At 62.8% G+C, this 13,323-nt stretch carries 8 protein-coding genes; 5 read left to right on the top strand and 3 right to left on the bottom strand.

Translation table 11 applies throughout. From position 1 onward, the window contains the following. Positions 1–4: 4 nt before the first annotated feature. Positions 5–1,105, bottom strand: a complete 1,101-nt coding sequence (locus tag P0D73_RS03305; RefSeq protein ID WP_408175420.1) for an acyltransferase family protein — start codon at positions 1,103–1,105, stop codon at positions 5–7. A gap of 669 nt (positions 1,106–1,774) precedes the next feature. Between P0D73_RS03305 and P0D73_RS03300 the strand changes: the two genes are divergently transcribed. From P0D73_RS03300 to P0D73_RS03290, 3 genes are all read left to right on the top strand, one after another. Beyond that, positions 1,775–3,976 carry an NHL repeat-containing protein gene (locus tag P0D73_RS03300; protein WP_408429720.1) on the top strand — a complete coding sequence of 734 codons (2,202 nt, stop codon included), beginning with the start codon at positions 1,775–1,777 and terminating at the stop codon, positions 3,974–3,976. A gap of 63 nt (positions 3,977–4,039) precedes the next feature. Further along, positions 4,040–5,506 (top strand): flippase, encoded by a 1,467-nt coding sequence (locus P0D73_RS03295; RefSeq protein WP_132374642.1) that lies wholly within the window; start codon positions 4,040–4,042, stop codon positions 5,504–5,506. Next, positions 5,503–7,959 (top strand): glycosyltransferase family 4 protein, encoded by a 2,457-nt coding sequence (locus P0D73_RS03290; protein ID WP_408175417.1) that lies wholly within the window; start codon positions 5,503–5,505, stop codon positions 7,957–7,959. The genes P0D73_RS03295 and P0D73_RS03290 overlap by 4 nt, the downstream gene beginning before the upstream one ends. 117 nt (positions 7,960–8,076) lie before the next feature. Here P0D73_RS03290 and P0D73_RS03285 read toward each other — a convergent pair whose 3' ends face one another. Beyond that, on the bottom strand, positions 8,077–9,288 hold the full coding sequence (locus P0D73_RS03285) for an acyltransferase family protein (RefSeq protein WP_132374640.1): 1,212 nt from the start codon (positions 9,286–9,288) through the stop codon (positions 8,077–8,079). A gap of 240 nt (positions 9,289–9,528) precedes the next feature. On the opposite strand from P0D73_RS03285, the gene P0D73_RS03280 reads away from it, so the two are divergent. Beyond that, positions 9,529–9,672, top strand: coding sequence for a hypothetical protein (locus P0D73_RS03280; RefSeq protein WP_165923841.1), 144 nt, complete (start codon positions 9,529–9,531; stop codon positions 9,670–9,672). Positions 9,673–9,979: 307 nt separating this feature from the next. Continuing rightward, positions 9,980–10,897, top strand: coding sequence for a UTP--glucose-1-phosphate uridylyltransferase GalU (galU, locus tag P0D73_RS03275; protein ID WP_132374639.1), 918 nt, complete (start codon positions 9,980–9,982; stop codon positions 10,895–10,897). Positions 10,898–11,042: 145 nt separating this feature from the next. On the opposite strand, the gene P0D73_RS03270 is transcribed toward galU, so the two are convergent. Then, positions 11,043–13,217 (bottom strand): malate synthase G, encoded by a 2,175-nt coding sequence (locus P0D73_RS03270; RefSeq protein WP_408429717.1) that lies wholly within the window; start codon positions 13,215–13,217, stop codon positions 11,043–11,045. Positions 13,218–13,323 lie beyond the last annotated feature (106 nt).

Here is a 13,323-nt window from a genome sequence, read left to right as displayed (position 1 = left end):
CACTTCATGCGCGGCTTTGCGGCGCTTGCGGCGCGGTGCTGACGCCGCCGCCATTGGCGGCCTGCGTCGGCGCATGCGCGTTGCCCGCCGAGCCGAAAATCAGGCGCTTCTCGAACGCGAACCACGTGACGGTGGCGTAGACGAGCGTGATCGCTAGCGCGAGCGCGGCGGTCACGAAGCGGTTTAGATGCAGCGGCCACAGCGCGTACAGCACGCTCAGGTGAATCAGATAAATCGTGTAGCTGATGGTGCCGATATAAACCAGCACGGGATTGCACAGCAGCCGTTTGACGATGCCCTTGCTTTGCAGGGCGATGACCACGACGGAAGTACAAAGCACCAACGAAACGCTGTAGAGCCCGGCGTTCGAGAGCGGCGTATTGGCCGCGCGAAACCGGGGAAAGTGCAGATGCAGCCACGCGAGTACCGCCAGCGCCGCGACCAATCCCAGCACGGCGACGCCTTTGTAAGGCTCGAGCGCGTTACGGTCACGCCGCACGGCCACCGCGAGTAGCGCGCCGGCTGCGAGCAGGTCCATGCGGAACGGCGTCAGGTAATAGATCGGCCAGAACGAATCGAACCAGGGCGTGGCCACCGCGCGCAGCACGGGCACCAGCAGGATCAACGCGGCGGCCACGTAGCCGAGCACGCGCTCGGGCACGAGCAGGATCACGAACGGCCAGACAATGTAGAACTGCTCTTCGACGGCGAGCGACCACAGCACGTTCAGACTGTCGTGACCGCTCTGATTGAGCGCGTCGCCGATATTGGTCGCGAAGAACGCGTACCACTGCCAGTGCTGCGCCCAGCCGAGGCCGAACAGAATCGACGACACCACCATCAGCAGCACGTACGGCGGCAGGATGCGGCGCGCGCGGCGTGCGTAGAAATAGCCGAAATACGACTGCTGACGAGCCTTGCGCTCGAGCAGGATGCCGGTAATCAGAAAGCCGCTCAAAACAAAAAACAGATCGACGCCCATCCACAGCGGCGCTTTCAACGCGTGCTGCGCGAACACGGCAAGCACGGCGATGGCGCGCAAGCCGTCGAGCTGCACGATGCGGCGGGAGTGGGAAGGCGCTAAGGGCAGTGCGCTGGCAGTCATGAACCGTCCATGGTGTGAAGCAGATGGGCCGGGCGAAGGATCGCGCGAGGGTTCGGGGAACAGGCGCGCTCGCTTCGCATCGCAACGGAAGTGCAATCGATTCTAGGGAAAATAAAATCGTGAAAAAACGGGAATGAATTGGATAAATGAATCAGATTGCAACAGGGTGTTTCGTTATCCATTCGCAATGGATTTTTATGCTTGTGTCGAACGGATGACGGGATATGTAATAAGTGCGGATCGCGCTGCTGCGCATCGGTAAGGATGGGTGCCGAGGGGAGCGTGCGGATGTGCGCCGTACTTGATTTCGTTTTAATCCATTTTTAATGGTTTTCTTTCACAACGCTTAAGGCGTCGAATATTTTTGAATTATTTTCGAATTTCGTCGCGGTGTTTTTTCCGCGTAATGTGAGCCGTGCGGATTGGGTGGCCAAGGACGGCGCGTGGGCTGCGGGCTTTGCTTGCTGCCGGGCCCCCGGACTTGCGGCGGCCGTCCCGTCGACGACGCTCGGCCCGTGCCCCGTTCCGCACGAATCTGTCTCATGTCCTTGCACGGCTTCTAGCGGTTTGCATCACGAGATCGGCCGCGATTCGTAGCGTCATTTCATTGAGTTGTCTTTCCGCGCGAGCCTTATTGCCCGCGCGCGGCACTGATTGGAGGAAATACCTTTGCCCCGTTTCACGTTCAAAAGCTGGCTCGCTGTCTTTGCGTGTGCCGTCGGACTGGCTGCGGGATCGGCCAGTTTCACGGCTCATGCGGAAACCGCGTTGAACGCGAAAACGTCGTGGATCGGCAATACCTTCGGTTTCGGCGACGGCACCTGGGCGCAGATCAACATCACCGCGATTGCGGTGGCGCCGGACGGCAAGGTCTATACGAACGCGCCGTGGGACGAAAGCGGCGCTGAAGCGAGCGTCTATCAGAACGGCAAGATGCTCGGCTTCGCGGGCGGCACGCATGGCTGGGGCAACGGCGGCGGCAACGCGGTCGCGGTGAATCGCAAGTACGCGTTCGTTGCGATCGCGGTCGGCAACGAGAAGGGGCGCCTCGTCGAGCAGGGCGTGTGGCCCGAAAAGGGCAAGCAATGGTTCGGCATCTCGCGCCGGCAGATCGCCGATCCGAAACGCGCCGCGCCGTTCCAGCCCGCCGCGAAAAGCGCCGACCCGCACGCGCAACTGGCGGCCGGCTTCCTGATGATGAACGAAGTGCCGACCGGCACGAGCGCCGAGATCGGCGGCCTCGCGGCGAACGACACCACGTTGTTTGCCGCGAACACCGCGCGCGATCGTATCGAGGTGTACGACGCGGAATCGATGCAGCAGAAAACCACCTGGAGCGTGCATGAGCCGGGCCGACTCGCGCTGGCGCCGGACGGCACGCTGTGGGTGTTGAGCGGCACGCGCAACGACCGTGAGCCGCATGTCGAGCACTACACGGCCGCGGGCAAACGCATCGACGAAAACTTCACGCTGCCTGCCGGAACGATCGCGGTGGATATCGCGGTCGATGCACAAGGCCGCATCCTGATCGCGGATAACGGTCCGCGTCAGCAGGTGCTGTATTTCAGCAAGAACAACGGCCGTTATGCCGAGTCGGGTTCGCTCGGCGAGCGCGGCGGCATTTTCAGCGGCGTCGCCGGCAAGCCGGGCCCGCAGCGTTTCAACGGCCTGACCGGCGTGGGCGTGGATGCGCGCGGCAACGTGTACGTGTCGACCAACGGGATTGGTCCGCGTTACGAGCCGATCGGCGCGGGTCTCGGAGCGACGCTCGAAAGCTATGCGCCCGACGGCAAGCAGAACTGGCAGGTGCAGGGGCTGCTGTTCGTCGACAGCGCGTGGATCGATCCGTCGCGGCCAGACAGCGTCTATACGGGTAATAAGCGCTTCGAACTCGATCTGTCGAAGCCCGCGGGACAGGACTGGGAATACGCGGGCTTTCTGTCGAACCGCTTCAGGTATCCGGACGATCCGGTGTTTCACACCGATCAGTATCCGGGTCTGCCGATCGCCCGCAAACTGAAGGGCCGCACTTTCCTGTATCTCACGGACATGTACGCGGACCATCTGAAGATCTATCGCTTCGACCCGCAGCACGACGGCGAAACGGCGATTCCTTCCGGCTTTATCGCGGGACGCGAGCGCGCGGTGGCCAAGGTGCCGAATGCGCCGCCGGGCGGCGACTGGATCTGGCGCGATGCGAACGGCGACGGCAAGTTCAACACCGACGAATTCACGCTCAATACGAGCGGCACGAAACTCGCGGGCGGCTGGGGCTGGTGGGTCGACACCGCCGGCGACATCTGGCGCACGCGCGATACCAAGGGCATCTATCGCTTCCGCTTCGGTGGGCTGGATGCGAAGGGCAATCCGGTCTACTCGTATTCGAACATGACGCAGTACCCGGTGCCGCAACCGTTCACGGAATTGCATCGTGCGATCTACGACCCCGACACCGACACGATGTACGTAACGGGCTACACGCCCGACACGCCGGTCGATCGCGGCTTCTGGAAAGAAGTGGGCCGCGTGCTGGTGCGCTACGACAAATGGTCTAGCGGCAATCCGGTGCAGCGCTATGCGATCACGCTGCCGTGGCAGACGCAGAGCAAACCCATCGCCACCATCATCGGCCTCACGGTCGAAGGCCAATACATTTTCGGCGTCGAGCCGGTTGGCGCGGTGCACGTGTGGGACAAGGAGAGCGGCAAGGAGATCGGCGTGATCCGGCCGGGCCCGGAAGTGGGCGGCGCGTCGGGCTGGGTCGATGTGCCGAACGGCATCAGCGCCGCGAAGCGCACCAACGGCGAGTACCTCGTGTTCGTCGAGGAAGACGCGCGCGGCAAAGTGATGATGTACCGCTGGAAACCGTGACGGCGCACAGCGCTTCGCAGGTAATCAGCCATCCCAGGTAATGCAGTCAACTCAAGGCATCCGATGGACAAAGGCATTCTCAAGAACGTAGCGATCAACTTTTTCGGGCTGGTGTTGCCGACTTTCGTCTCGCTCGTGACCGTGCCGTCGTATATCAAGCTGCTCGGCGTCGAGCGCTACGGCGTGATCAGCCTCGTGTGGACGCTGATCGGCTACTTCGGGATTCTCGATCTCGGCATGAGCATGGCCGCGCAGAATCACATCTCGAAGGCGCGCGCAAGCGGCGACAAGGACGAGAGCGCGCGCGTGTTCTGGAGCGCAACGTGGCTCAATCTCGCGACCGGCGTGATCGGCGGATTGATCATCTATTTCGGCGCGTTTCTCTACACCGCGTATTTCACCAAGGTGTCGCCAGAGCTGCAGCACGAGGTGTATATGGCGCTGCCGTGGCTCGCGGTGGCGATTCCGATCGCCAACGTGTCGTGGGTGTTCGCGGGCGCGATCAACGGCGCGGAACGCTTCGGCGTCTATAACACCAATCAGACCATCGGCACGTTTCTGTTTCAGTTGCTGCCGCTCGGCGCCGCGCTGTGGATGGGCGCGACCTTGCAGAACGTGCTGGCCGCGGCGGTGTTCGCGCGGATCGTGGCCGCGCTGCTGCTGGGCCGCTCCGCGGTGAAAGTGCTGGAGATCCGCCGCATTCTGCCGCCGCAATTCGGCGTGGCGAAGGGGCTTTTCAATTTCGGTGGCTGGATGCTGATTGCGAGCGTCACCACCATGATCGCCGACTCGCTCGATCGCGTGATGCTTGGCACGAGTCTCGGCGCGCGTTTCGTCACGTATTACACGGTGCCGCAAAACCTCGTGACGCGTCTGAACATCGTGCCGACGGCGCTGGTGCGCACGCTGTTTCCAAGGCTCTCCGCAGTCGGACGCGCCGACGCCGACACCATCACCCAGCAGTCGCTCGAATTTCTCAACGGCGTGTTCACACCCGTCGCGCTGGTCGCGATGCTGGTGCTCGAACCGTTCCTGCACCTGTGGGTCGGCAACGAGATCGCCACCGTGGCGGCGCCGGTGGGCCGCATCATGATCGTCGCCGTGTGGCTCGTCGGCCAGGCGAACGTCACGCGGATTCTGATCCAGTCGCAGGTCAATCCGGCCACGGCCGCGCGCGTCGGTTTGTTCGAATTGCCCCTGTTTGCAGGGGCATTGTGGTTCGGCATCACGCATTTCGGCCTGACCGGCGCGGCGGTGGCCGTGGCCGGCCGGGCGCTGTTCGACTACGCCGTGCTGCTGCGCCTGTCGGCGATTCGCGCGAAGCAGATCGCGCTCGACATGCTCGCCCACCTTGCCTTTCTGCTGGCCAGCCTGTGGCTCGCCAGCTTCCTGCCGAGTCTCGCAATGGCGATTGTTGCCGGCGTATTGATGGTAGGCGCGAATGTCGCCTGGTCGATCACGATGACACCCGCCTTGCGCGATCTTGCGCGTTCACTGCTGTTGCGACTGAATCCGAGGAAAAGCGCATGAACCACGAAGTCCTTGAAGAAGCCGTGCTGCAACCCGCGACGCGCAGCGCACTGGCCGAACTCACCACCGTTCCCGGCGTTCAGGCGCCGCCGCGGCGCGCCGCGTTGCGCGCCGATAAAACAGTGCGCGTTGCGATCGTGCACGACTGGCTCGTCACCTATGCAGGGGCGGAGAAGGTGCTCGAACAGATCGTCGCGTGCTTTCCGGACGCGGATCTGTTCAGTCTCGTCGATTTTCTCGACGACCGCAGCTTTCTGCGTGGCAAGTCCGTCACGACCTCGTTCATCCAGAAGCTGCCGCTCGCGCGCACCAAGTACCGCTCGTATCTGCCGTTGATGCCGCTCGCGATCGAACAGCTCGACGTGTCCGCGTACGACGTGGTGATTTCGAGCAGCCACGCGGTCGCCAAGGGCATTCTGACCGGCCCCGACCAGGTGCATATCAGCTACGTGCATTCGCCGATCCGCTATGCGTGGGACTTGCAGCATCAATATCTCAAGCAGTCGAAGCTGACCAGCGGCCCGAAGTCGGCCATGGCGCGGCTGATTCTGCACTACATGCGCAACTGGGATATCCGCACCTCGAATGCGGTGGATGGTTTCGTCGCCAATTCCGAGTTCATCGCGCGGCGCATCAAGAAGGTCTATCAGCGCGATGCGCAGGTGATCTTTCCGCCGGTCGATGTCGAAGCCTTCGCGCTCTGCACCGACAAGGACGACTTTTATGTGACTGCCTCGCGCATGGTGCCGTACAAGAAGATCGATCTGATCGTCGAGGCGTTCGCGCGCATGCCGGAGCGCAAGCTCGTCGTGATCGGCGACGGTCCCGACATGCAGAAAATCCGCGCGAAAGCGGGGCCGAACGTGGAGATCATGGGCTACCAGCCGTTCAAGGTGCTCAAGGACCGCATGAGCCGCGCCAAGGCCTTCGTGTTCGCCGCGGAAGAAGACTTCGGCATTTCGGTGGTCGAAGCGCAGGCGTGCGGCACGCCGGTGATCGCCTACGGCAAGGGCGGCGCGCTCGAAACCGTACGCGATCTGTCCGAGCCGCGGCCCACCGGCATGTTCTTCGACGAACAGAACGCCGAGTCGATCATCGCCGCGGTCGAGCGTTTCGACGGCCACGTGAAGCGTTTTTCGCCGGTGGATTGCCGCGCGAACGCCGAGCAGTTTTCCGCCGCGCATTTCCGCGAGCGCTTCTTCGCGCATGTGCGGGCGGCCGTGCCGGCGTTGCGTACGGCGACGCTGCCGCCGTACGTGCCGTATAAAGCGCCAACCGTTGCGAACGGTCCGCGCATTCTGGCCGTCGATCAAAGCGGCGTGCTCGGCGGCGCCGAACTGTCGCTGCTGGAAATCGTCAAGGCGTTGCGCTCGCGCATCGAGGTCGTGCTGTTCGACGACGGCCCGTTCCGCACCGCGCTCGCCAAAGCGGGTGTGGCCGTCGACGTGCTGGATGCGGGCGCGCTGCGCCATGTTCGCAAGCAGGGCGGTTCATTGCCGAAGGGCCAGGCGCTCAAGGGCCTGCTGTCGCTCGTGCGCGCCACGGCCAAACGCGCGCGCAAGGTCGACGTGATCTACGCGAACACGCAGCGCGCCATGGTGATCGGCGCGATCGCAGGCAAGCTGGCGCGGCGCCCGGTGGTCTGGCATCTGCGCGATATCGTGAGCCCCGAGCATTTCGGCGGCAAGCAACTGGCGATCATCAAATGGTGCGCGCGTCTGGGCCTCACGCATGTGATCGCCAATTCGGCCGCGTCGGCGCGCGCATTCGCCGAGCTCACGCAGTTCGACGAAAAACGCATCGACGTGGTGTTCAACGGCATTTCCGCCGCGCCGTTCGACGCCTTGCGCCCGGTGCCGCAAGCGACGCTGCGCAAGCGCCTCGGCTTGCCTGAGGATGCGTTTCTGGTCGGCTCGTTCAGCCGCCTCGCACGCTGGAAGGGGCAGCACGTGCTGCTCGAAGCGATGGTGCTCAACCCGCAGATGCATGCGGTGCTAGTGGGCGCGCCGCTCTTTGGCGAGGACCAGTACGAGATCGAACTGCACGCGTTCGTCGCCGCGCACAACCTCGGCGGCCGTGTGCATTTTCTTGGCTTCCAGCACGATATCGCGGCCTGCATGTGCGCGGTCGATGCGGTCGTGCATACGTCGATCACGCCGGAGCCGTTCGGCCGCGTGATCGTCGAAGGCATGCTGGCGCAGCGGCCGGTGGTGGCGGCACGCGCGGGCGGCGTGCTGGAGATCATCGACGACTACGAGAACGGCGTGCTGTGCACGCCGGGGGACGCGCACGGCCTTGCCGACGCGCTCGCTGAATTGCGCTCGAACGACGAACTGCGCAACCGGCTGGTCAGGAACGGCTATCAAACGGCGCTGAGCCGGTTCGGCACCGCAACCTATGTCGAGGGTGTCGAGCGGATTCTGAAGCGCGTGGCGGGGCCGAAAACGGCTTAGGAAGGTTTTTACGCGGGGGTAGGCAGGGACATGGCCAGTCCCTGCCGTTGGCGCAGCGGAGCGAAAGTCTCACGACGTTCGCTCCGTTTTTTTATCGCGTGGTTTTGAGGCCTTGGTTCAAGCCTTTTTCAAAGCCGCTTTCGGCTTGAAGCTGGCCGACCATTTCATGGCCGGCAGTTCGACCAGCCGGTAGAACACATAGGCCACCGGCACGGCCACCAGCATGTAGCCGAACGACGGCCAGATCGACATTTGCAGCGACGAGCGGAATAGCAGCGACGACAACAGCACGAAGATGGGCAAATGGATCAGATAGAGCGAGAAACTGAAGTCACCGAACCGCCCGAGCAGACGCGTGCCGAACGCAGGGCCGCGGTCCGCGTTGCCGCGCTCCAGCGCCTTGTACAGATAGAACGCGAAGCCGATGGCCCAGAGCTGGAACGCACCGTACTGGCCGAAATGGAACGCGGCGCAGCCGAGCGCGACGAACCCCGCAGCGAGCGCGTAGAGCCACACCGAGGAGCGAGCCTGCGGCGCGCGACGGGCACGGGCGTCGGCGATCCACGCGCCGAGCGTCCACGAAAACCAGTACGACGTGAAGAACTGAATGTCATGCCGTTCGAGCACGTAGGCGGACACCACGTTGATGACCGCGACGATCGCCAGCACGGAGGTCATGCCGATGCGCCGGCGCAGTGCGAACAGTAGCGGATAGATCGCGTAGAACTGCACTTCGAGCGAGAGCGTCCAGAGCGCGCCGTTCGAGCCGAACGTCTTGCCGGCCACGCCTTGCAGCGAAAACAGATTGACGAGGAAAGCCTGCAGGCCGATCTCGCGGATCTTGTGACTGACGGGCGGCAGTTGCAGGCTGAACCAGTCGAGCGCGAAGGTCAGCACCAGTGCGGCGAGCAGCACGGGATAAATGCGCGCAAAGCGGCGCACCCAGAAATTGCCCGTATCGAGCCGGTAAGCGGGATTGCCGGCCAGGCGCAGCGCGCCGCCGCGGTGAATGCAATAGCCGCTGATCACGAAGAAAATCGGCACGCCCGCGGAGCCCCAGGCAATCGGGAACGTCAAATACGCGGCAATCGAATTCAGACTGAATGCGTGGCCCACGCTCTGGTGAAACGCCTGCATGCCGACCCATTCCACCTGGCGGCAATGAAAATACGCCACCAGCAGCGCGGCAAAGCCCCGCATGGCGTCGATGACATGCTCCTTGCCGGCGCTGTCGGCGCGCGCTTCGCTCTGGGCGCGCGGCGTGGCGGCCGTGCGAGGCGGGGAGAGGGGCAGGGATGAGCCGGCGGCATCCAGTGCTGAGTCGCTCATGCGCGGTCCTTATTCTGACGGAGGAAAAACGAATTCGCGCGGGCGCCATACGCGCCTGCGGTGCATGACATGCTAGTGCACAGCGCGGGTAAAAAATCGATAAAAAATTGCGTGGTGAATTGAATTAATTGGCGATTTGTGACGAATTGTAATTGAGCATAAGCAGATGCAGCAGCGAATTATTTACCGCTTTTGTCGTGCTACTTTAAGCCACGGATTCTCTTGACCCGAGGTGAAGTCATGAACCTGCATTTACTCGCCGGCATTGCCGTGCTGCTGATCCTTGTCGCTGCCTCCGCCTATCGGGAGGCGCTGCGCAACGAGCCCATCCGCCGTTTTCGGATGAATCCGGGCAAGCTGCCGCAGCTCGACGAGAACGAATAACGCGGGCCTGAAGAGCCGCGAGGCGCGCCCGTGATCCATCCGCCGGCGCGCCTGGCGCATCTGAAGGCCAGTTGTCAGGATATGTAAAATTTTCGGAATTGCCGGAAAATAAATCGATTTCAATGCGTAATTGTTGCCCGTCGTTTGTCACGCTGCGGCATATTGACGAAGAATAGATTTATTTATTCCAATTGAGGAAATTTCACATACGGACTGGCGTCATTTTTTTGCTAGTCTTTCCGGCGACATCGATTGGCCGCCAGGCCCGCGAACACACCAATTTCTAACCGATGTGGGAATGCCTACCATGCTGAAAGTCACCAAAGCCGTGTTTCCCGTAGCGGGCCTCGGGACACGATTCCTGCCGGCAACCAAAGCAAGTCCTAAGGAAATGCTGCCGATCGTCGACAAGCCGCTGATTCAATACGCGGTCGAAGAAGCGATTGCCGCCGGCATCACCGAGATGATCTTCGTGACGGGCCGCAGCAAGCGCGCCATCGAGGATCACTTCGACAAGTCCTACGAGATCGAAGCCGAACTCGAGGCGCGTAACAAACAGAAGCTGCTCGATCTGGTGCGCAGCATCAAGCCGGCCAACGTCGACTGTTTCTATGTGCGTCAGGCCGAAGCGCTCGGCCTCGGCCACGCGGTGCTGTGCGCGGAGAAACTGGTGGGTGAGAGCCCGTTCGCGGTGATTCTGGCCGACGACCTGCTGCACAGCTCGAAGCCGGTGATGAGCCAGCTCGTCGATACGTTCAATCACTATCACAGCTCGGTGATCGGCGTGGAAACCATCGCGCGCGAAGACAGCCGCTCGTACGGCGTGGTGGATGGCCGCGAGTGGGAAGACAACGTGATCAAGCTGTCGGGCATCGTCGAGAAGCCGGCACCGGACAAGGCGCCATCGAATCTCGGCGTGGTGGGCCGTTATGTGCTGATGCCGACCATCTTCAAGCATATCCGCGCGTTGAAGCCGGGCGCGGGTGGCGAACTGCAATTGACCGACGCGGTGCAATCGCTGCTGACCGAGGAGCAGGTGCTCGCGTATCGTTATTTCGGCACGCGCTTCGATTGCGGCAGCAAGCTTGGTTATCTGAAGGCGACGGTGGAATTCGCGCTGCGCCATCCGGAAGTGAAGGCGGAATTCGAGGCTTATCTGCAGGCGTATATGCAGACCAATATGCAGGACGGCGTGCCGGCGCAGTATGCGGCGGAAGCGGCTTAAGCGGCGTCAGTAGTCGCTGCGAACTCACCACGCAGAGGTAACGCGCAGCAGCACCGCGCGCATTAAAACGGGCGCCGCAAACCACGCGGCGCCCGTCTTTTTTTCACCCGACCCGCGCATCACGCGCGGCCCGGCAAACCCGCTGTCAGACTGCCTTCTTCACTTCCAGCCGGAACTTATGCAGCAGCGGTTCCGTGTAACCGCTCGGCTGCTGACGTCCTTCGAACACCAGCGCCTGCGCGGCCTTGAAGGCGATCGTATCGAAGCCCGGCGCCATCGGTTTGTAGAGCGGGTCGCCCGCGTTCTGCTCGTCGACCACCTTCGCCATACGCTTGAACGTCTCTTCGACGAGCTCGCGCTTCACCACGCCGTGATACAGCCAGTTGGCGATGTGCTGGCTGGAAATACGCAGCGTGGCACGGTCTTCCATCAGGCCGACGTTGTGAATGTCCGGCACCTTCGAGCAGCCTACGCCCTGATCGATCCAGCGCACCACGTAGCCAAGGATGCCCTGCGCGTTGTTGTCGATCTCGCTGCGGATCTCGTCGTCGCTCCATTTCGCCTCGGCGACGACCGGAATCGTCAGCAAGCCGTCGAGCAGTTCGTCGCGCGCCGTCGCGTATTCCGTGCGTTCCAGTTCCCGCTGAACCTTTTGCACGTCGACTTGATGGTAATGCAGCGCATGCAGCGTGGCGGCGGTCGGCGAGGGCACCCATGCAGTGTTCGCACCGGCCTTCGGATGCGCGATCTTCTGTTCGAGCATGGCGTGCATCAGATCGGGCATCGCCCACATGCCCTTGCCGATCTGCGAGCGGCCGCGCAGGCCCGCGCTCAAACCGACCAGCACGTTGCTGCGCTCATAAGCGGCGATCCAGGCGCTCGACTTCATGTCGCCCTTGCGCATCATCGGACCGGCCTCCATGGCCGAGTGCATTTCGTCGCCGGTGCGGTCGAGGAAACCCGTGTTGATGAACGCGACACGCTCCGACGCTTCGGCGATACAGGCGAGCAGGTTCACGCTGGTGCGGCGCTCCTCGTCCATGATGCCCATCTTGATCGTGTTGCGCGGCAGCTTCAGCAGGTCTTCCACGCGCGCGAACAGCTCGCTCGCGAAGGCGACTTCGGCCGGCCCGTGCATCTTCGGCTTGACGATATAGATCGAGCCGGTGCGCGAATTCAACTGGTGCTTGCGGTCGTGCAACGCGCACAGCGTGGTGATGACCGCGTCGAGAATGCCTTCCGGAATCTCGTGGCCGTCTTTGGTCAGCACCGCCGGATTGGTCATCAAATGACCCACGTTGCGAATGAACAGCAGCGAGCGGCCATGCAGCACGACCGGCGCGGTGCCGTTCGCGGCGGTGTACACGCGGTCGGCGTTCAGCCGGCGCGTGAAGGTCTTGCCGTTCTTCGTGACCTCTTCGGTCAGGTCGCCGGTCATCAGGCCAAGCCAGTTGCGGTAGAGCAGGACCTTGTCGTCCGCATCCACGGCCGCGACCGAGTCTTCACAGTCGATGATCGTGCTCACCGCCGCTTCGACCACCACGTCCTTCACATGCGCCGAATCGGTCTTGCCGATCGAATCGCTCGCATCGATCTGGATTTCGAAGTGCAGGCCGTTGTGCTTGAGCAGCACGGCGGACGGCGCGCTTTCCTCGCCCTGATAGCCGATGAATTGCGCCGGCGTCTTCAGCTCGCTCGTGCCGTTCTTCAGCGTGACGATCAGCTTGCCGCCCTCGACGCTATAGCGCGTGGCGTCGGCATGCGAGCCGTTCGCGAGCGGCGCGGCCTGGTCGAGGAATTTGCGGGCATAGGCGATCACCGCGGCGCCGCGCACCGGATTGAAAGCCTTCTGCTTTTCGGCGCCGCCCGTCTCGGGGATCGCGTCGGTACCGTACAGCGCGTCGTACAGGCTGCCCCAGCGCGCGTTCGCCGCGTTCAGCGCATAGCGCTGATTCGACAGCGGCACCACGAGTTGCGGGCCGGCCTGTTCGGCGATTTCGGTGTCCACGTTGTCGGTCGTGGCTTTGACGCTGGCAGGCACGGGCACGATATAGCCGATGCCTTCGAGAAACGCACGGTACGCTCGCAGATCGCGCACCGGACCCGGATTGGCGCGATGCCACTTGTCCAGTTCGGTTTGCAGGCGGTCGCGCTCGGCGAGCAACGCACGGTTCTTGGGCGCCAGCTCGTGCACGAGGGCGTCGAAACCTGACCAGAATGCGGCGCTGTCGATTCCGGTGCCGGGCAGGGCTTCGGTTTCGACGAACTGGTCGAGGTTGGCGGCGACTTGCAGTCCGCCGCGCGTGTTCATCTGAGTCATCGACTGCTCCATCTATCTGAATGGGGCCGATGAGGGGGCATCGGCCCGCGTTGTGCAACGGTTAGCTTGTTTGTTTCATGGCGGCCGCTTTGGTCGGTTTGCGAAC

The organism is Paraburkholderia sp. RL18-101-BIB-B, assembly GCF_046026985.1.
Lineage (GTDB): Bacteria > Pseudomonadota > Gammaproteobacteria > Burkholderiales > Burkholderiaceae > Paraburkholderia.
Note: the sequence above shows the minus strand (reverse complement) of the source record. Positions and strands in the feature narration are given on the sequence as shown.